Source organism: Haloferax elongans ATCC BAA-1513 (genome assembly GCF_000336755.1).
GTDB lineage: Archaea > Halobacteriota > Halobacteria > Halobacteriales > Haloferacaceae > Haloferax > Haloferax elongans.
The window spans coordinates 25,955-44,466 of the sequence record NZ_AOLK01000024.1; the positions used below are offsets into that span (position 1 = coordinate 25,955).

Sequence of the window (18,512 nt, forward strand, 5' to 3'; positions counted from 1 at the left end):
ACTCACCCCTGTCCCGCGTAGTATCGCACGATTTGGTAGCCGAGGAAACAACAGAAGACGACGGGTATCCCGACGAACAACACCAGTGGTCCCGAGAACCCGCCGACGTTCGGAAGCGACAGGAAGAACAACACGCCGGGAACGAACACGAGCAGGAGAGCAAACGCAGTCGTAACCCTACGCATCCACGTTCACCTCCGCTTCACGGGCGACGCCCGCAACCTCGTCGACCGTCACGACAGATTCGAGGTCGGCGGGCCACCCCGCCCGGTCCCACGTTCGTGCGAGCGCGACGGCCCGCCGCACGTCGAGGAAGTCGTAAGACGACGGAAGCTGTTCGAGGGCGCGAAGGCGGCCCTTCAACCCCGACTGGGTCGCGTTTTGGATGCCAAGCCCGGGGCGGACGTTCACCTCGAAGACGACGGGCTCACCCGACTCGTCGAGCGTGATATCGACGCCGCAGTAGCCGAGGTTCGACACTGTCGCGGCCTCGGCGGCGGTGACGAGAACGGCGTTCCAGTTCGGAATCGTCACGTCCGAGATGTCAGCACCCGTATCGGGATGTGCATCGAGCGCGCGGTTTCGACTCTGCTGGAAGGCGTGGATGCTCCGCCCGTCAGCTATCGAGAGGCCGACACCGACAGCGCCTTTGTGTAGGTTGGCAGCACCGTCGGACTCACGAGTCGGCAATCGGGTCATCGACATGACCGGGATGCCGCGGAAGACGATTACCCGAACGTCGGGAACGCCGCCGCCGCAGAGCGTCTCGAAGAACGGTGCAGGAACGATTCGCTCTTCGAGAATCGCACTGTCACGAAGCTCTAACCCGGTGTACTGCCCCTGCACGATGCGGTGGGCGTGAGCGCTGAGGTCAGACTGTGACAGAGCCCCCATCGAGGTATCGAACGTGCCGTCGTCGTTCCGCCCCGAGACGACGACGATTCCTTCCCCACCCGATGCATCGCCCGGTTTGAGTACGAACTCGTCGCGTGCGTCCATTTCCTCGGAGAGTGCTTGGAGGTCACTCACGCGCGCTGCGACGGCGTAGGTCTCGGGTGCAGGGATTCCGAGACGGTGGAGTCGTTGCTTTATCGTCGCCTTTTCGACCTGCCCAGCGACGGCGGGCGGGTTGTACCGCGCGATGTATCGGTTTCGCTCGTTCATCGAGAGAACCTCGTCGACGCCGTGATACTCGACAGGGCGCTCATCTCCAAGTACCCGGTCTTTGAGGGTCGTTCCCCGAGCAATCAGCCCCGCGAGTGCGCCGCCGAAGTGGTCGCCGAACCGGACGTACTCCGTGAGTCGAAACCGGGAGTAGTACCCGACGAGGATGTTGACCCCGACGAGGACGCTCCACGCGGTTGGCGTCGTCATCAGATACGAGACGAGAGCCTCCGAGGACATCACCAGATACGCGAGGAAAATTGCACCGAGCGTCCAGGCGAGGCGCAGTGACGGGATAGGCCATCCCCGTTCGTCGACGTCGCGAGCGAAGCGGTCTGCGAACCAGACGGTAATTATCGTGGGGAAGAACACCGACGTCGCCGAAAAGTAGGGGTTCAACTCTGGAAGAGCACTGAGGACGCGAAAGAGCGCGAGCGAAAAGCCGATGACGACGAGTTGGGTCGCGAGTCGGGGTGCCGAGCCAAGGCGGAGTGGAGAGACGACGAACGCCGTGGCCAGAGAGATGATAAAGACGTTCAGAAAGACGAGCACGCCCCAGGACGGCCCCGCGAGAACTAAGACGAACGCGATACTCGCAGGGGCGAACAACCCGTACGACCGCGCACCGATAGTGTTTCGAAAGAAGGCGACAGCGAGACCGGCGATAGCTATCTGAAAGAAGAGGCGGTACGGCTCGAACGCCGCCGCGAGGTTAGGGACCTGTCGCTGCACGAGCGCGCCGGCAAGAAAGAGTGCGAGAATCAAACCAACGATAGGATAGACGACGAGAAATCGCTCGAGTACGTCGTCAAGCGCGGCAGCGAGTCGCGAATCGGTCACAATGTAAGATAGTAGCGAAACGCGTAATGTTTTTTCCCTAACTAGTTTCAGGCCACGACACGTCGCCGGACCGTCGCCACGACACCGAGGAGTACCTGCTTTTTCAGCAGTGCGAAGCCGGCGAAGATAGAGACGAAGCCGACGAGTGCGGTCGCGTCGATAGCGTGGCCGAGGAGCACCCAACTCATGACCGCGGCGACGACGGGTTCGAGGTAGCCGATGAGGTTGAGTTCCGTCGGGCCGACGCGGTCGAGGAGTTCGAAGTAGATGAGGAACGCGACCGCGCCGGAGACCAGTGTCAGATAGAGGAACGAGGCGATTCCGACAGGTGCCCACTCGATTGCCGCGAGCGACTCGCCGCGGACGAGACCGGCGACGTGGAGGATAACGCCGCCGACGAACATCGTCCACGCCTGCATCGACTGAACCGGGAGGTCGGTACGGAGTGGCCGAGTCAACACTGCCCCGAGAGAGAAGGCGACTGCACCGAGGAAGACGAGGAGAATACCGTAGCTCTGTGCGGAGTCGAAGCCACCTGCACCGGGGTCGGCGACGAGGACGACACCGACGAATCCGGCGACGAGACCGAGCATTCCGGTCTTTCCGAGTGACTCAGTCGAGAGGATACTGCTCGCGAAGACCGCAGTCAGAATCGGCGAGAGACTGATGATAATCGCGGCGATTGCGCCCGGGATGTAGTGTTCACCGAGGTAGAGCAGGCCGTGATACGCGGCGATGATGAACACCGCGCCGATGGCGGTCGCGAGGAGTTCGTCCCGCGTCTTCGGCCGCCAGCGGTCGGTCGAGTAGACGGCGTACGCCAGCATCACGAGTCCGGCCAGTTCGTAGCGGATGGCCGCGAAGGTCAGCGTCGGGAAGTAATCGAGGCCAACCTCGATAGCGACGAACGACGTCCCCCACATCACCGCGAGCGCGGCGAACAGCACGGGCGTCGATGGTATGTTTCTCCAAGTAGTTCGCGTCATAGTCGAATCTGCCTCAATGATTTTCCCCACTCTTGTTAAACTCTTCTACAAAGAAAACGTTATAGATTGTATTTTTCATTCAGAATATCTTCTGAGTTCGTTGTAGATATGAGAATGTAGCCCATGGTCGAATTGTATCAGAGTTCAGGCGAATCGAGAGGACAGCGTAAGGACTTACATCGCCGCACGACACGCTTTTACGCATGGACGAACGCGACGTGCGCCTGCTCAAGGCCATCGCGGACCTCGGAACGGGAAGCCCGGAACGACTCCACGAGGAGACGGGCATCCCGGTGTCGACCATCCACTATCGACTGAACAACCTGAAAGACGACGGCGTCATCGAGAACGACCTCTACGACATCAATCTCGAAGCGTTCGGCCTCGGCGTCACCGTCGTCATCGAAGTGTTGGCCGACTACACGGGCCCGTACGAAGAAGTGGGGAATCAACTACTGGACATCGAAGGCGTCACACAACTGTACTTCACGATGGGCGAGACGGACTTCATCGTCGTCGCCCACCTCGCGAACTCCGACCGAGTGGAACGCCTCATCAGCGACTTCGAGGCCATTCCAGAGGTCGAACAGACGAACTCGACGTTCGTCATCGCGACGATGCGCGACAGTCACCGAGCGCTCCAGAGCTACTCGCTCGACACGCTGCTCGACGAGTTGGGCATCGAAGACTGAAGTCCAGTTCAGCGACGACCACCGTCTCGATTGCCGGCCCGTGGCGAAACCGAGGTGCGGGGACCCGTGGGAGACTCACTCGGGAGTCGCAACCGGGAGTTCGATGATGACGACGGTTCCAGTCGGGTCGTTGTCCTCGATGTGAATCTCCCCGCCGTACGAGTCGACCAGTTTGTAGACGAGATAGAGTCCCAGTCCGGTTCCCGAACTGTCCAGTCCCTTCTCGCCCTTTCCGAAGACGATATCCTTTCTGTTATCCGGGATTCCCGGCCCGTTATCGGCGATTTCGATGGTTGCCACGTCGTCGTCGGCCGTCGCTGAGACCGTGACAATCGTTTCTTCGCCCGTGTGCTGGACGGCGTTGTTGAGGACGTTTCCGAACGCCGATGCGAGAAGCGGGTTCGCCCGAGCGGCGACCTCGGGAATCTCTCCGTCAACTTCGAAGGTCGCCTGCGGGAACGCGTGGCGAATCGACGCGAGTTCGCGGTCGAGCGTCTCGGCCAGTCTCACGGGGTGTGTCTCCACGACGCCACCGCTCATCGTCTCGATGAGGTCGCGTGCAACCTCGGTGATTTCTATCGTGTGCCGACCGGTCGAGAGAATACGCTGGAGAATGTCGTTTCCAGATTCGTCGACGTGGTCGGAGAGCAACTCAGCCCACCCCACGATGACGGTCATGTCGTTTCGGATGTCGTGGCGGACGATTCGGTTCAACGCCTCCAACTCCGCGTTCGTCTGCTCTAACTCCTGTTCTCGATTCCGTCGAGTCGTGACGTCCTGAATCGTCCCACGGAGGGCGGCGACGCGACCATTACGGATTACCGGTTCGCCACGCGTTCGGACCCATATCTCGGACCCCTTGGCCGTGACCATCTGGAACTCCTCTTCCCACGGGACGCCGTCGTCACGGCACTGTTCGACGGCGGTTCGGACGCGCTCTCTGTCGTCGGGGGTGTAGAATTCGAGTGCGGATTCCAGCGACGGGTCGTAGTCGAGCGGCACCTCGTGGATGCGTTTCGTCTGCTCGGTCCACGCCAACGTGTTCGTTTCGAGGTCGAGTTCCCACCCACCGACTTTCGAGATTCGCTGTGTTCGTTCGAGGAAGTCCCGACTGCGTTCGAGTTCTCGCTCCCGTTTTTTCTGTTCGGTCAGGTCTTGGAAGACGACGACGTAGCGTTCGTCCGGGAGGGCTGTGATGGACAGCCGAACTGGAATCGTATCGCCCGGAAGCTGTTTGAGTTGCACCTCACCTTGCCACTTCCCCGTCTCGTCGAGTTCTGGCTGGACCAACTCACGAATGCGAGTCACCTCCCAATCGTCGTACAGTTCTGTCCACGAAAGGCCGACGAGCGTCTCGGCATCTGGGTAGCCAAAGATACGCGCAGCGGCCTCGTTGGCGTATTTGTGGACGCTGTCTTCGGTAATCGTGACACCGGCATCGACCGAATCGACCGCGTGCTTGAGCGATTCGAGTTCGCGCTCGCGCCGTTGTTCTTCGGTCACGTCTTCGACCGTCGAGATGAGACGGCGACGCCCCGAAAGCTCCGCCACAGTGAGACTCACCCGAATCCAGGTGACTTCCCCGCCAGCACTCTCGATAGGCCACAGGAAGACGTTATTCCCCGTCTGGATGGCTCGGTTGACCTCGTCTCGCGCTCGCTCGGCCGTGTAGTCGGGGATGTCGGCGGTGATGTCTATCGGGAACGTGTTGAGAAGCGATTCGGGGTCGGCCCCGAGGAGGTCGGCGTACTGTTGGTTGATATCGACTAATTCGAGGGTTTCGAGGTCACGAACCGCAAGCCCAACGTTGACGGCCTCGAACAGCGCCCGATGGTTCAGTGAGCCGACGCTGTTTCGGGCGGCGTCGTAGACGACCCGACCGAGGTTTTCGATGTCGTTATCGGACGGGTCCCGCCGCTCGTACGAGACGACAGGAACGCCCTCGACTTGGACCGCCGACGAGAGTGAGTCACCGTTCCCGTTCGTCATCCGAGTCGAGACGACGACACAGTCGACGCGCGACGTTTCGAGGGCATCCCACACCGACTCGGTGTCGCCAGCTTCGGAGGTGTTGACTGCAACGTCCTCGTCCCCCACCACCCTGGGTAGTGCCTCCGCGAGACGCTCGCGAAGTGACTCGTCCTCATCCGCAACGAGAACGTTCAGTCGTTCAGTCATACATGAATATCGACGTGTAGGCTAAAGTATGAACCGGCGTCTGTCACTCCGTGAAACCGGCGAGAGCAGACACAGCGGGCGATAGCTAGCCACCGAATACTTCGGCATCGAAACTGTCCGTTGGCCCCAGCCTTGGATTCAAAATACAACCCCGGTATCGACCCGCACACACTGAACGAAAATCGACGTAAGGTGAGAGAGCGTATTAGGCAGTAGACGTCGGCGCGAAACCGGCGCAGGAGCTACACATGACAACAACACGAACGAGCACAACACGACTCGTCGGTATCGTCCCCCTCGCACTCGCTGCGCTGTTTGTCCTCCCCGCGCTTCTCGGCCTAACCGGTCTGTTCGGCCGAGGGCCGATGGGTTGGGGCGGCGCGTGGATGCACGATACGTGGATGCACGGTAGTGGTAGCATGGCGACTCCGTGGTGGATGTGGGGCATGGGCCTCGTCGGCCAGGTACTCGTCCTCGCGCTCCTCGTCGGCGGGGGCGTACTCGTCTATCGTGCCATCCAGAGCGACGATGACGGCGACGACGCCCTCAACGAACTCCGTCGAGCCTACGCCCGCGGCGACATCGACGACGAGGAGTTCGACCGCCGCCGGGAGCGACTCGAAGCGAGTGACCGTCGGTCCTAAGTGGACGCAAACGCCTACCGTCTGGGCAGACCCGGCGGAATCACGCGAGCGTCAGCGAGCGTGACGACGTCGAGGAGTGAGCGAAGCGGACGGACCCGACGGGAGCGCGCACACGTGAGGACACAGGCGACTCGACTTCGCCCGAATGCGACTCGAAACCGCTGGTGTCTATCCATCGCGTAAACCGGTTTCTGATGTCCTCCCAGTCGTCGTTCGACTTCGGCGATTCGTCGCCTGTCGCCATCCGTACCGTGTGGTTGGAATTGAGATACGTGTACGACATGATACTCGGGTACTCCTCGATAGACGTCTCGTAGGTGTCTACGCCCGGGCCGTCGTGGCCGTGGACGCCCAGCAAGTGTCCAATCTCGTGGACGTAGAGGCGGTCGGACTGTTCTCGTCCGTCCATGGCGATGCGACCGTAGTTGGCAGAGGCGCGGACGCGACGTTCACCGATGGAGACCGATTCTGTGAGGAAGATGTACAGATAGCCGCGATTCTGGCGGTCGAAGTCGGCGATGACGGTCTCGTGGTTGTGGACGTTCGCCGCCGAAAGCGTCGTGAGGTTCGTCTCGTCGACGACGAAGTGGACCTCGAACCCGGTCGTTCCATCAGGGTTCTCGACCGGAGCGCTCGCGAAGAACTCGGCAGTCCGAGTAAGCGCTGTTCGATTGACGGTGACGGTGTGGTAGGCATCGACCTCGAAGTAGAGGTCCTTCCGAAGTGGGTCTGCCCCGGGGAGGATTCGGGGCGAGGCGTACACCTCGACGCCGTCGCTGAAGCTATCGCCGTCGGTATCTTTGACCAGCGGGTCGGTCCCGATTCGGCGTTCGAGTTCGTCGGCCAGACCGTCGCCGTCAGAATCAGCGCTGAACGAACGCCCGTCTTCGTCAGGTGAAGCGAGGGGGTCGGGGTCGGTCGGATCGAGTCCAAGTCGGCGTTCCGTTCCGTCGGCGATGCGGTCGCCGTCTGTATCCGCGATTGCCGGGTCGGTCTCGTATCGAACGACCTCGTCCCAGTCGTCGAGGCCATCGCCGTCGGTGTCAGGGTCGGTCGCGTTCGTCCCGAGCGACAACTCCAAGCGGTCGTCGAGTCCGTCGCTGTCAGTATCGGACCACGAGGGGTTTGCAGGTGCTCCGGCAGTATCGGTGTCTTCGTCGGCAGAGCGAGGCGATTCAGGAAGGCCCTCTCTCGGCGACGATTCGAGGACAGACGCCGAACCGAAGACCGACAAGAGGCGGTCGACGTCGGGACCGAGTGGGTCGGCGACCGTCGCCGACGAGACCGAATACCCAGCACTGGCCGTCACTGGAAGACCGAGGAGCGAGATGACGACGATGAGGCGAATGGGTATCATCTGTGGATGGGCGTGTCGAGTGTGGCTGGCGCAGGCTAGACTGGGAGGGGCACAGCGAGAGGGAGAGCCGAGAGCGTTCAGACGAGGAAATCAAGAAGTTCGAGGGATGGCCCCGAAGAACGGAGGGAGGCACGCCACCGTGGCTTCGAGGTCCATGTCACTAGACAGCACGTTCGACATTAGTTATTACACGCATGACACGATTAGCAGTCTCCTAGACGAGGTGTTAGTAGTGACAGTTCGGCACGACGACCGGTCAGAAATCGGCTCAAAAGTGGTCGAACCCAGTGTTCGAGCGTCACGTCACTCCAACACAGGACCCGACCGAAACGCCTATCATTCTTTAGGCCAACCTAAAAACATGGCATCGGACTCGTCCAACGAGAGTCGCTTTTCGGTACTCAAACGGCTCCGTCCGAAACGAACCCGACTTCGCGTCTCGGCGTGTGTCGCTGCAAGCCGGTCGATAGAAATCTCAGACGACGACGCGTAAGCGAGGCTTAACCCGACAGCAAGAAGCAACGGCTGACCCCGAAACTACCCTCACGACCGATTTTCTGCTGCGTCCCGCGGGTCAGACATCGACGACTGCACCGACCGCAGGAGCCGATGCGTCGTACCCATCGGCGCGGAGTTCGTCCGCGAACGCCGCACAGCGGTCGCCGTGGTTGACGAAGACCGGCGCATCCTCGTAGTCGGTGAGGAACGCGCGGAGTCCATGTTTGTCCGCGTGGGCCGAAAAGTCGTACATCTCTGCGCGGGCGGCGACCGGGACGACCCCACCGTTGAGTTCGCAGCGGCCGCGTTCGACGAGTTCGCGTCCGGGCGTCCCCTCGACCTGATAGCCGGTGAGACAGATTTTGTTCGTCGGGTCCTGCCGAATCTCGGGGATGTACGTCATCGCTGGGCCGCCGGAGAGCATCCCGCTCGTCGTAACGATAACCGAGTTCTGCCGAGCGATGCGGCGGCGTTGGCCGTCGCGACCCGAGACGATTCGCGCGTTGGACTTCGCCCGCTTGAGCGCCGCTGCGTCCCGAACGTAGTCGGGGTAGTTACGGAGCATCTTCAGGACGCGCGTGCCCATGCCGTCGACGTAGCAGTCGATATCGTGGGCGTCGAGCACCATGAGAATCTCCTGGGTGCGCCCGATGGCGAACGCCGGGACGACGACGGTGCCGCCTTCCCAGATGGTCGTCCGCACCGACTCGACGAATCGCTCTTCGACCGTCGCCCGGTCGTCGTGTTCCACGTCGGAGTACGTCGATTCGCAGATGACTACGTCGGCGTCGGGGCGGTCGGTCGTCCCGGCGACCAACCGCTGGTCGTCGGTGTGGAAGTCGGCCGTGTAGAGCAGTCGCGTCTCGCCGTCGTCGACGAGAACGTGGGCGCTCCCGGGGATGTGACCGGCGTTGTAGAACGTGACTTCGTGGTCCGCGGCCTCGAACGTCTCGCCGTAGGCGTGCGGTTCCGACTGCTGGGTCATCCGGCGGATGTGCGTCTCGGTGAACGGGCAGTCGTACGTGCCGCCGTGTAATTTCAGCGTGTCGCGTGCGAGTGTGAGGGCGAGTTCGTAGGTCGGCGGCGTCCAGTGGACTGCCGGCCAGTCGTCGCCGGAGAGGAGCGCGGGGACCGTCCCGACGTGGTCGAGGTGGCCGTGAGAGACGACGACCGCATCGGGGTCGACAGAGCCGACGGGAAACTGCGGGGGGTTCCCGGTCAGCATCCCGTAGTCGAGAAGCAGCGAGTCGTTGACGAGAATCGCGCTCCGGCCGACTTCCTCGGCCCCGCCGAGGAACTGGAGTTGCATTGGAGAGACGTATCGACTGGAGGGGCTTTTGTTCGTCGGTCCACCACCCGCCGCGTCGCTGCCGTTTTTTCCGTCGGACGCGACCCTTGTGGCATGACCGATGCAACTCTCGACCGTCTCGTCTCTGACCTCCACGACCACCTCGCAGCGACAGCAACCCGTCCAGTTCGCGAAGACGCGAGCAGATGGTTGGGCGAAGCAGAGGCCGTCGCTGGCGACCTCGCAGGCGGTCCTCTCCCGGACGACGAAGTCGTTCGAGCTCGTCTCGGCCACGTCGAACACCTCCTCTCGAACGTCGAAACGACCGAAGATGACGAGGCAGACGACCACGTTGCAGCCGCGCGCGACGCCCTCGACGAGGCGCTCGCGGTGCTCGACGACGAAGCGTAGGAGAGAAGAACGGAGACAGATAGTGAAGCAGTTAGTTAGCGAACCAGTGTTTCGCCGTCGAAAGCAGCGTAGAGATGTCTTCGAATTTCAGCAGTCCGAGCATGGCGAGCGGATTACCCTTGTTCGCGGCGTTCAGGCGCTTCTCGGGGATGCTGTGGAGGTCCTCCATGAAGGCGTCGTAGCGCTCGTTGGACGCACGGTAGAGCATCTCCGTCATGAACAGCCGGTTTTTCGCCTTCGGTGCGACACGGTCGTGCCACAGCTTGTCATAGATGGCGAGTTCTGACGCGGACGTGTCACGCTCGGAATGGGTCAGCACTCGGTCGGCGGTCGCCGCTGCCATCCGGCCCGAGCGCATGCACTTGTCGATGCCTTCGCCCCAGAGCGGGTCGACGGTCGGGACCGTGTCGCCGATGGCCATGAAGTTGTCCGTGCTCATGCGGCTTGGGAGCTGGATGTGGGCAGAGCCACGGTGCTGGATGCCTTCGATTCGTTTCGCGTTCTCGAATCGCGGGTCGGTGTCGGTCCAGTACTGGAGGTAGTCGTCGATGGTGAATCCGGTCTGGGCGTTCTTGCGGTGGCCTTCGTTCTGGAGGTAACAGACGCCGACCTTGGCGGTGTCTTCGCCCGTGTGGAAAATCCACGAGTAGCCGCCGGGAGCGATGTCGTGGTCGAGGCGAAGCATCATCGTGTCTCTGAGGTCGGCGTAGCCGTCGGGATTCATGTCCATCCCTTCGAACTCGAACTCGATGCCGATGGCCTGCTTCTCACGCTTGAGTTCGCAGACGCCGAGTTCCTTCGCGAGCGGCGCGCTCGGGCCGGTCGCATCGATGATAATCTCGGCGCGGACTTCCTCGCCGCCGTTGTACTGGACGCCGACGATTTCGCCGCCTTCCATCACCGGTTTGGAGACGCGAGCATCGAATCGGTACTCGGCTCCGTCGGCTCTGGACTCGTCGACGAGCCAGTTCTTGAAGTCGGCGAATTCGAGGACTGCACCGGGTTGGTGCCGCCGGAAGTGGTGGTTCGGCGACTCCAAGACCACGTCGTCGGTGAAGTTCATCACGACCTCGTCAGGGATGTTGAACGAGGCCATCGTCGATGGGAACGTCCCCGCGGTCGACTTGTTACTCCGGCTTGGGAACTCGTCTTCTGACTCCGTCTCGAGTACACAAACGTCGTATCCGCGAGATGCGAGGTCTCGCGCCGCTTGTCCACCCGCGGGGCCCGCACCAGCGATAATCACGTCGTATATATCTGTCATTGTAGAGTAGGCGTTGTCGGGAGGGTTGGTTTAGTCGCGCTACACGTCTTTTCAGAAACAAGCGTGTAATCTGCTTTGGTTTGGAACGGAGGCGAAACGTCTCTCTTCCACCGACTGTGACCCTGCAGAGGCAACAAAATTCACAACAGCGGACGAATTTTGTCGATGAAGCGTTGCCGGAAAGTGGCGTGACGGAACGCGGTCGCTACACAGTCTGTGGGTATGACGGAGCGCAGTCGCTACACAGTCAGTGGCGTGGTCGCTGGGCGGGGAGCGTCCGTGATGGAGGAGGGCAGACAGGTCGAGTACGCCGACAGCGGAGTGTCAGGCTTTCGGGATGCGCCGGACCTGAAACTCGTGGTAGCCACCGTAGGCGGCTTCGAGCGCGCCGAGCCACCAGTTCCAGCGGGTCGCAGGTGTTCCTCTCGGTGCGTCGCGCAGATTGCGCACGATTTCGTCGACGGTGAGCGAAGCACCACGGTCGTCTGCGGCCTGTCCCGAATCTACGAGGTCCCGGGCTTGTCGTGCGACGACTCGACGCTCCGCGTCTGTGCCGCCGAACTCGGCGAGTGCGTCGCGGAACGCGTTCTCGTCGAACGTACTACGGGTATCGTCGTACCCGTCAGTGGGGGTCACACCCACACTACGTTGTCAGCGCCAATGAAGCCCCCGGCCGTTTCAATTGTGGAGCACGTCTCTGCCCGTCATCGCTGCGAACGGACGGCGACAAAGAGGAACAGGACGCCGAAGAACGCGAGAACGGCCACCATATAGCCGAGCGCGACGCGGCCGGAATCGGAAGCCGTCTGAAAGACGACAAACAGCCCTACCGCGAGAGCGAGCGTGCCGACGCCGAACAGGCCGAGAACCGACGCAGCAGCGGGCGAAACGTTCGACGACTCTGTCTCACGACCGGTGAGTTGCGTCAGCCCGGCGTGCACCTCGCCCGCGCGGTCTGCCGGGACCACGAGCCACGACGGCCCCGTCAGACTCCGCGACCCGTCGAACCGAAATCTGAACACGACGTGCTCACCGAGTCGGTGTGTCGTCACTGACTGAAGTCCGTCGAGGTCGTATACGCGCTCGCTATCCTTCATTTTCGGTACGCTGAGAGTCGCATCGGCGACGTCGAGTGTGCCTGCCGTCTGGCGAAACGAGATGAAAACCGCGAGGCCGACGAAACCGACGAGGTAGCCGTAAAACAACGGCGGGAAGAAGCCTGCGAGGACGAACGCGACAGCCCCCACGACGCTGGCGACGAGCAGCGGTTTGAGGCGGTACGCGTCGATAACTGGGAATAGTTCGTCGAGCGAGTCCTCCGAGGCGGCGACGCTGATTGTGACGAGCGAGAACGGCCCACCGAAGAGGAGAGCGAGGAACGGAAACAGCAGGTGACCGATGTCACCGTCCAAGACGGCACTGGGGGTAACGACGAGCAACAGCAGAACCCCGAGGAGGAGAAGGCCACCGAAGAATCCAGCGAAGGAATAGTTGAAGACCGTCTCCCAGCGGTCAGTGTCGTCTCGGGACCACGAGACGACCGACAGCGGCGGTGTACGTCCGTCTGGAGGAGACACGGTCGTCGGTTTGTGTCGGTGGTATTTCAACTCACCGTCACTCCGCAGTCACGGACCGACGCTCCTCTAAGACTCCGTCACCACGCGCCTACTCTCCTTCATCACCCATCCCACCACAAACCTACTCCCACCACTCGTCCCGGCGGTCGTAGTAGGAGGCGTTCTGGAACGGGTCAGGCTTGTCGGCGTTGTCTTCGGCACCAAAGTAGTGTGCCATCCAATAGCCGGTGTGCCACCCGACAGCCTCGGTGTCGAGGTCGACGAGGACCACGCGGAAGTGGTCGTACGTTTCGAGGGCACCGTCGCCGTCAGGGTCGAAGCCACTGACTGCGGCACAGGACGCCGCACCCTTGGCGCAGGGCGAGGTGTCCGAAAACGAGACGCGAATCTCGGCATCTTCGGGGTCGTCGACGAAGGTGAACGAGATGTCATTCGGCATTCCCGGTGCGCCCGCCTCGTAGTAATCGAGGGCGTGTTGCACCTGCTCGCGGGCTTTTTCGGGGTCTTTCGCTTCGGAGTCGTCGATGTGGACCGTGAAGTCGGGGTCGTCCCACGGGAACGACTTCTCAGTGGCGTTCGTCAGTGGGAGCGTGTAGAGGATACCAGAGGCGTTCATCAGTTCCTGCGGTTCGTCGCCGTGGACGAGGCCGAGCGAGTGACCGAACTCGTGGGCGACGATTTCGACGGTCGAGTCGTCGCTGAACCCGGTCTTGACGTAAATCGTCTCCGGGCGGTCTATCTGCTGACTGTCGGTGATGTACGGCGCGCACCCGACGGCGTCAGCCTGCCCACCACAGTCGGGAATCGTCCCCGAAAACTGGACGATGATATCGGGGGTCTCCGCGTCAGCGACCACCTCGAAGTCGACCTCGTAGCCGAGGTACTTCGCGTCGTTCGTCTCCCAGTACGCTGCTGCCTCTCGGACGAACGAGGCGTAGTCGCGGTCGTCGTTCGGCCCCTCGACGGCGACGACCACCGGTTCTGACCCCCACGGTCCGTACCCGGCAGCAGGTGTGACGGCTGCGGTGGTCGTCGAAGCGGGGGCCTCCGTCGTCGCGTCCTGCGGCGGCGAGGATTCGACCGTTGTCGTGTCGGTCGGGCTGGCTGGTTGCGTCGTCACGTCGTCTGCAGGGAGTATAGGTGCCGTACACCCAGAGAGGACGACGAGGAAGACAGCAACGAGCGAAAGACGGCGCATACATACAGTGGCGCGGCGAGTCGGCAAGAAAGTTCTTGACGGCCGTAGACGGCGCTGTCGCTCTGCGGTCGAAAGCGGCTGAGAGGAGTAAGCCCCCTTCTGTTCATCCCAGCATTCGGCTCAGCGTCCGCGTCCTCCCCAGGCCGAAGCCTGAGGGCACGTCGGGCGAACCCGAGCGTGCCGTCCGGACTACCTTCGCGGCGCGGACTTGCACCAGTGAGGATTCACCGTTCCATCCATTCTCGACCGTCGGCCCTCTGCGGGTTATCTTCCTTCCCTCTCGGGTCGGTTCGCACGCATCATCGGTCAGGTCGAGGGGTCTCGTTTCTGTTCCAGAGCCAGCCGTCTCCGACTCCGGGCTTGCGCCCGGTCACCTATCCGGACGGTGGGGGGACTTTCCTCATGCCCGAACGGGCACGGGAGCCGGGCTCTCTCTGCCGGTCTACTCTAGTTTCGTCCCTCGGATAAGCGGTTCGATTGGGGGTTCAATATCGTGTGATAACGAGCCATTATGCCCCCATTAACCGACGTAACAGCACGTTAACACTCGAGGGAAGCGTTGAAGTCGCCGGAACCCTTGAGTGGTACTATGTCCGAGGCGCAGACCGTGCACCTCACCTACGAGGATGGGGCACGGGCGGTCGAATTGGCGCGGGAGTCGGTCGAATCGTACGTTCTTCATGGGCAACGGGAACAACCGGGCAGCATGCGGGATGCATTCTACGCACGAACCGGGGCATTCGTACGCATCAAATCAACACGCGGACGTGGGCGACTCCGCGGTTGTGCTGGTGCCTACCGCGGAAGTGACCAACTGGGTCACGCCATCGTCGATGCCGCGATTCAGGCGGCCTCCGGCGACTCGTGTCAAACCGAAATCGAATCACCCGAACTGCCGAATCTGAACATCTCTGTCTGCATCGTCAACAGTTACACGCTGACGAACGACCCAGTCGCAGACATGGAACTCGGGAAACACGGCGTCGCCATCGACGCCGGCGGGACCCACGGATGGATGTACCCGACGCTTCCCATCGAACTCGGTTGGTCGAAAGAGGAGTTCCTCACCAACGCCTGCCGAAAGGCGGGACTGTCGCCGCTCGCGTGGCAGGACGACGATACGATGGTCACGCTCTTCGAGGGGCAGGTCTTCCGCGAGCGTGACGACGGGGGCAGCGTCGAAGCCCTCTAAGCGGGACTCGACCCGTCTCACTCACTTCCCCTCGCACAGCGACCGCTGTTTCTTCAGTGGGTGCCACCTGAGAGACGTGAGTCCGACGAGCGGCCGCGCTGTTCGGAGCGTCAAGAGAGAGTGTGATTCTACTCGCCGAGAGAAGACACTGCTCGAATCGCAACGAGCGAACGGGCTTATTCGTCGCCGAAGCCGACGCGCTCGGCGTCTTCGCGCGCACGGAGCGCTGCCCCGTCGATGTCGAAGTCGCGGACGAGTTCGCCATCGCGGATGAGCGGTTCGAGCAGCGATTCGCCGTCGGTCGGCCCGGGACGACCACGGAGGCCGACGTGGTGGCCGCCGTCGGCAGTGCGGTAGACTTCTTTCGTCCCGGAGAGTTTCCCGCGCTTGGCTGCGGGTTCGCCGTCGACTTCGACGATGTCGAGTGCGAAGTCAACCGGGTTGGCGTTGGAGATGTAGCCGCCGACGCCGAAGCCTTCGACCTCGTCGCGGAGGTGCCGAAGTTCGGCCGGGCCGAGACCGCCGCTCACGAAGATACCGACGTCGTCGTGACCGCGTTCGTCGAGTTCCCAGCGAACCTCGCGGACGATGTGTCGGAAGTCGCCGCGTCGGGACGAAGTCGTGTCGAGGCGGACGCTTTCGAGACGGTCGCCGAGCGTGTCGACCGCGCGGAGAACCTCCTCGGTTTCGTCGCCGTAGGTGTCACAGAGCGCCACGCGCGGCACGTCCTCTGGAACCGCCTCGTCGAAGGCGCGGAACGCCTCGGCTTGGTTCCCGCGGCCGAAGGCAATCATGAGCGCGTGGGGCATCGTCCCCGACGCCTCCTTGCCGAGAATCTCGCCCGCCGCGACGTGCGAGAAGCCATCGAGTCCGGCGACGAGCGCGCTTCGCTCGACCATCGCGGCGATGGAGGGGTGGACGTGCCGAGCACCGAACGAGAACACCGTCGAATCGGGCGCAGCGACGCGGGTTTCGAGGGCGGCCGTCGCACAGCCAGAGGCGTGCGAGAGGAAGCCGAGAAGCGACGTTTCGAGACGGGCGAATTCGAGGTAGTTGCCCTCGATTCGCATCACCGGTCCGCCGTCGAACAGGCGGCCCTCGTGCATGGCGTCGACGTCGACGTCGTAGCCTTCGAGAAGCGCGGCGGCGTCTTTGACGCCCGCGAGCAGTTCGAACTCCCCATCGGGGAACTGGTCCGCCGTCACCTCGGCGACGACGCGGGGATTCTTGCCCGCGTGTCGAAGCGCGGCCTCGGTCCGCTGGAAGTAGGCGTCGGTCGCGACGCCCTCGCGGATGGCCTCGGGACCGACGATATCGAAGTCACTCATTAGCTGAGATTCCGCCCCGCCGATGAAAAAGGTGTATACTCGGGTACAGCGGCCGAAGCGGGATATTCTGCGCCGCGATGGGCGACGAGCCGGTCAGCAAACCAGCATGCCCGTAGAATAGGTCGTATTGTCTTTTTCGACGTATCCGTTTCCGACACTCCACGAGCGACCGTCGTATGCTGCATGTGAGTTAGCAAGCGCATCGTCGAACAGTGCTTGCTCCTCGGGAGAAAGCGAGTCGTACGGGACGACAACAGCGTCCTCGGAGACGTTGTCCGCTGAAGTGACCATCAGCGACTGGTCGCAACTGTTCGCCCAGGGGACGAACACCCCGGTAGCGAAGAGGAAGACGGCGACGAAGAAGACAAGCGAGATGGAGACGGTAGCGAACAAACCGACGCGGCGGGACATGGGGAATTTTTGTCAATTCAATGCCAAGTGCTTTCCCCTATCGTTGTCCGTGAATCTCGTCCAGTTTCTCGACCGTCGGCGCGTTCACGACTGTAATCGTGTCCCCTTGTCGCGTCACCCGATAGGCGTCGGCGAAGGGTCCCTCCTCGATGACGTAGGTGTTCGGAGCGACACGCTTCGCGCCGAGTCGGAGCTTGAGCGTCGTCGTCACGTACGCCTTCTCGAACTGCTCGGCGTCTTTCTCGGTGTCCCAGACGGTCTTCCAGACGTAGCCGCGGTCGTTCGGGTTCGCCTCGGCCACCTCGTCCGACACGGGGCGGTACGGAACGACGAGGTCGCCACCCCAACCTGCGGACGGGCCGCTCGTGTAGTTGTACGCCGAGTACGGACCGGGGTTGCGCTGGAGGTCCGTCTTGTCGATAGCCCCGTGTTTCCAGAACATGGCGAAGATGGACGCCTCGCCAACGGTGTCACCAACGGGGTCGGTGTCGTACTGCACCCAGTCGGCTGACGACCGGTCCTCGATTGTCACCTCGACCGGGCGCTCGTCGGGATACCGCTCGGGGTGGAGCACCTGTTCGGTCGAGACTGGCCGGTTCTCGTAGGCGTCGTTGACGGCCGCCCAGCCGCCGCGTTCGTGGAGTTCGGTGACGAACGTCGGCCCCTCGCTGTACGGCGTGTAGATGGTCAAGAAGACCGGGAAGTCCAGCGACCCGCCACCCGAACTCCGCTCGGGGCGGGGGACACACTCCCACTCGCCCGCATCACAGCGGTCTTCGTACAGGCGGTCGACGTACCGGGCGTCGCCTTCGACGAGACCGTTCTCGGCGAGTTGGGCATCCTGCGTTGCTGGCGACCCGTTGATGCCGAAGTGCTGGTCCTGCAAGGCGTGATGGAGTTCGTGTGCGAGCGTCCGGCGGTCGATAGCTGGCGTGTCGCTGTCGCTGACGATGACGATTCGGTCCTCCGAGGGCGAGTAGTAGCCGAGGACGGCACCCCCGTAAATCTCGTCGAACACCTGTTCGATGGTACGGTCCTCGCCGACGAGGAGAAGTGACTCCCAGACTTGGTCGTTCCAGTCGGCGTGGACGGGGTCAGACTCGTCGTCGGACTGATTGCGGTACTCGGCGCGCGAGATGACTTCGACCGGGACCGGGTCGGTGAACTCCAAATCGCGCACGACTTCGACGCGCGCCATCGTCCGCGCGACGAATGCCTCGCGTTCGGTCGCGTTCAGGCCGTCAGATTGGTTCACGTCGATGCTCTCGTTGTGCCAGTAGCCAGCTTCCCAGCCGAGTCGGTCGGTCGGCGGGTCATCGGGCCACGACCACGCTGCGGAATCAGCGGTGGTAGTCGCGTCGGAATCGGCTGTCGCAGGCGTCGACCCCGGCGTCGAGGCGGGTGCGGAACACCCAGCGACGACGAGGAAAAACACAGAGAGGAGGGCGGCGAGTTGGGACCGATGCATGCGAGAGGACAGGGTC

18 protein-coding genes and 1 other RNA gene are annotated in these 18,512 nt (G+C 62.4%); 5 read left to right on the forward strand and 14 right to left on the reverse strand.

Going from position 1 to position 18,512, the window contains the following annotated elements; genetic code table 11:
* Positions 1–2: 2 nt before the first annotated feature.
* The 3 genes from C453_RS18090 to C453_RS18100 are packed head-to-tail and all read right to left on the reverse strand — an operon-like array spanning position 3 to position 2,990.
* A complete protein-coding gene (locus C453_RS18090) occupies positions 3–185 on the reverse strand; it encodes a hypothetical protein (protein ID WP_008326849.1) in 183 nt (60 codons plus the stop codon).
* Complete coding sequence (locus C453_RS18095; RefSeq protein WP_008326850.1) at positions 178–2,004, reverse strand: sugar-transfer associated ATP-grasp domain-containing protein; 1,827 nt, start codon at positions 2,002–2,004, stop codon at positions 178–180. Before C453_RS18095 ends, C453_RS18090 begins: the two co-directional genes overlap by 8 nt.
* Before the next feature lie 47 nt (positions 2,005–2,051).
* Entirely contained in the window at positions 2,052–2,990 is a 939-nt protein-coding gene (locus C453_RS18100) for a DMT family transporter (RefSeq protein ID WP_049907914.1), read from the reverse strand.
* A 203-nt stretch (positions 2,991–3,193) separates the two neighbouring features.
* On the opposite strand from C453_RS18100, the gene C453_RS18105 reads away from it, so the two are divergent.
* Entirely contained in the window at positions 3,194–3,682 is a 489-nt protein-coding gene (locus C453_RS18105) for an Lrp/AsnC family transcriptional regulator (protein ID WP_007541496.1), read from the forward strand.
* 75 nt (positions 3,683–3,757) lie between these two features.
* Here the strand turns inward: C453_RS18105 and C453_RS18110 are convergent, their stop codons facing one another.
* Complete coding sequence (locus C453_RS18110) at positions 3,758–5,860, reverse strand: PAS domain S-box protein (RefSeq protein ID WP_008326853.1); 2,103 nt, start codon at positions 5,858–5,860, stop codon at positions 3,758–3,760.
* Positions 5,861–6,108: 248 nt separating this feature from the next.
* Between C453_RS18110 and C453_RS18115 the strand changes: the two genes are divergently transcribed.
* On the forward strand, positions 6,109–6,504 hold the full coding sequence (locus tag C453_RS18115) for an SHOCT domain-containing protein (RefSeq protein ID WP_008326865.1): 396 nt from the start codon (positions 6,109–6,111) through the stop codon (positions 6,502–6,504).
* A gap of 40 nt (positions 6,505–6,544) precedes the next feature.
* On the opposite strand, the gene C453_RS18120 is transcribed toward C453_RS18115, so the two are convergent.
* Positions 6,545–7,861, reverse strand: a complete 1,317-nt coding sequence (locus C453_RS18120) for a hypothetical protein (RefSeq protein ID WP_008326866.1) — start codon at positions 7,859–7,861, stop codon at positions 6,545–6,547.
* A 361-nt stretch (positions 7,862–8,222) separates the two neighbouring features.
* Between C453_RS18120 and C453_RS20875 the strand changes: the two genes are divergently transcribed.
* Entirely contained in the window at positions 8,223–8,354 is a 132-nt protein-coding gene (locus C453_RS20875) for a hypothetical protein (protein ID WP_008326867.1), read from the forward strand.
* An 81-nt stretch (positions 8,355–8,435) separates the two neighbouring features.
* On the opposite strand, the gene C453_RS18125 is transcribed toward C453_RS20875, so the two are convergent.
* Entirely contained in the window at positions 8,436–9,668 is a 1,233-nt protein-coding gene (locus tag C453_RS18125) for an MBL fold metallo-hydrolase (RefSeq protein WP_008326868.1), read from the reverse strand.
* Between the two features lie 93 nt (positions 9,669–9,761).
* On the opposite strand from C453_RS18125, the gene C453_RS18130 reads away from it, so the two are divergent.
* Entirely contained in the window at positions 9,762–10,058 is a 297-nt protein-coding gene (locus C453_RS18130) for a hypothetical protein (RefSeq protein WP_008326869.1), read from the forward strand.
* 31 nt (positions 10,059–10,089) lie between these two features.
* On the opposite strand, the gene C453_RS18135 is transcribed toward C453_RS18130, so the two are convergent.
* The 5 genes from C453_RS18135 to rnpB all read right to left on the reverse strand — a co-directional run bounded on the left by C453_RS18135 (position 10,090) and on the right by rnpB (position 14,536).
* Positions 10,090–11,322, reverse strand: coding sequence for a digeranylgeranylglycerophospholipid reductase (locus C453_RS18135; protein WP_008326870.1), 1,233 nt, complete (start codon positions 11,320–11,322; stop codon positions 10,090–10,092).
* Between the two features lie 324 nt (positions 11,323–11,646).
* Positions 11,647–11,958: a hypothetical protein gene (locus C453_RS18140; RefSeq protein WP_008326871.1), complete on the reverse strand. Its 312-nt coding sequence runs from the start codon at positions 11,956–11,958 to the stop codon at positions 11,647–11,649.
* A 68-nt stretch (positions 11,959–12,026) separates the two neighbouring features.
* A complete protein-coding gene (locus C453_RS18145) occupies positions 12,027–12,899 on the reverse strand; it encodes a hypothetical protein (RefSeq protein ID WP_152418099.1) in 873 nt (290 codons plus the stop codon).
* 121 nt (positions 12,900–13,020) lie between these two features.
* Positions 13,021–14,097 (reverse strand): matrixin family metalloprotease, encoded by a 1,077-nt coding sequence (locus C453_RS18150; protein ID WP_008326873.1) that lies wholly within the window; start codon positions 14,095–14,097, stop codon positions 13,021–13,023.
* 76 nt (positions 14,098–14,173) lie between these two features.
* Positions 14,174–14,536, reverse strand: an RNA gene (gene rnpB, locus C453_RS18955) — RNase P RNA component.
* Between the two features lie 150 nt (positions 14,537–14,686).
* Between rnpB and C453_RS18155 the strand changes: the two genes are divergently transcribed.
* Positions 14,687–15,289 carry a TIGR00296 family protein gene (locus tag C453_RS18155; protein ID WP_007541475.1) on the forward strand — a complete coding sequence of 201 codons (603 nt, stop codon included), beginning with the start codon at positions 14,687–14,689 and terminating at the stop codon, positions 15,287–15,289.
* A gap of 176 nt (positions 15,290–15,465) precedes the next feature.
* On the opposite strand, the gene C453_RS18160 is transcribed toward C453_RS18155, so the two are convergent.
* The 3 genes from C453_RS18160 to C453_RS18170 form a co-directional block, all read right to left on the reverse strand.
* Positions 15,466–16,617: a nicotinate phosphoribosyltransferase gene (locus C453_RS18160; RefSeq protein ID WP_008326875.1), complete on the reverse strand. Its 1,152-nt coding sequence runs from the start codon at positions 16,615–16,617 to the stop codon at positions 15,466–15,468.
* 93 nt (positions 16,618–16,710) lie between these two features.
* Positions 16,711–17,028, reverse strand: a complete 318-nt coding sequence (locus C453_RS18165) for a hypothetical protein (protein ID WP_008326877.1) — start codon at positions 17,026–17,028, stop codon at positions 16,711–16,713.
* A gap of 37 nt (positions 17,029–17,065) precedes the next feature.
* Positions 17,066–18,496 (reverse strand): Hvo_1808 family surface protein, encoded by a 1,431-nt coding sequence (locus tag C453_RS18170; RefSeq protein WP_008326878.1) that lies wholly within the window; start codon positions 18,494–18,496, stop codon positions 17,066–17,068.
* Positions 18,497–18,512 lie beyond the last annotated feature (16 nt).

Excerpts from the sequence above, each read along its gene's own strand:
- C453_RS18090 (WP_008326849.1), bottom strand. The coding sequence starts at position 185 with ATGCGTAGGGTTACGACTGCGTTTGCTCTCCTGCTCGTGTTCGTTCCC.
- C453_RS18100 (WP_049907914.1), bottom strand. The coding sequence starts at position 2,990 with ATGACGCGAACTACTTGGAGAAACATACCATCGACGCCCGTGCTGTTC.
- C453_RS18105 (WP_007541496.1), top strand. The coding sequence starts at position 3,194 with ATGGACGAACGCGACGTGCGCCTGCTCAAGGCCATCGCGGACCTCGGA.
- C453_RS18110 (WP_008326853.1), bottom strand. The coding sequence starts at position 5,860 with ATGACTGAACGACTGAACGTTCTCGTTGCGGATGAGGACGAGTCACTT.
- C453_RS18115 (WP_008326865.1), top strand. The coding sequence starts at position 6,109 with ATGACAACAACACGAACGAGCACAACACGACTCGTCGGTATCGTCCCC.
- C453_RS18120 (WP_008326866.1), bottom strand. The coding sequence starts at position 7,861 with ATGATACCCATTCGCCTCATCGTCGTCATCTCGCTCCTCGGTCTTCCA.
- C453_RS20875 (WP_008326867.1), top strand. The coding sequence starts at position 8,223 with ATGGCATCGGACTCGTCCAACGAGAGTCGCTTTTCGGTACTCAAACGG.
- C453_RS18125 (WP_008326868.1), bottom strand. The coding sequence starts at position 9,668 with ATGCAACTCCAGTTCCTCGGCGGGGCCGAGGAAGTCGGCCGGAGCGCG.
- C453_RS18130 (WP_008326869.1), top strand. The coding sequence starts at position 9,762 with ATGACCGATGCAACTCTCGACCGTCTCGTCTCTGACCTCCACGACCAC.
- C453_RS18135 (WP_008326870.1), bottom strand. The coding sequence starts at position 11,322 with ATGACAGATATATACGACGTGATTATCGCTGGTGCGGGCCCCGCGGGT.
- C453_RS18150 (WP_008326873.1), bottom strand. The coding sequence starts at position 14,097 with ATGCGCCGTCTTTCGCTCGTTGCTGTCTTCCTCGTCGTCCTCTCTGGG.
- C453_RS18155 (WP_007541475.1), top strand. The coding sequence starts at position 14,687 with ATGTCCGAGGCGCAGACCGTGCACCTCACCTACGAGGATGGGGCACGG.
- C453_RS18160 (WP_008326875.1), bottom strand. The coding sequence starts at position 16,617 with ATGAGTGACTTCGATATCGTCGGTCCCGAGGCCATCCGCGAGGGCGTC.
- C453_RS18165 (WP_008326877.1), bottom strand. The coding sequence starts at position 17,028 with ATGTCCCGCCGCGTCGGTTTGTTCGCTACCGTCTCCATCTCGCTTGTC.
- C453_RS18170 (WP_008326878.1), bottom strand. The coding sequence starts at position 18,496 with ATGCATCGGTCCCAACTCGCCGCCCTCCTCTCTGTGTTTTTCCTCGTC.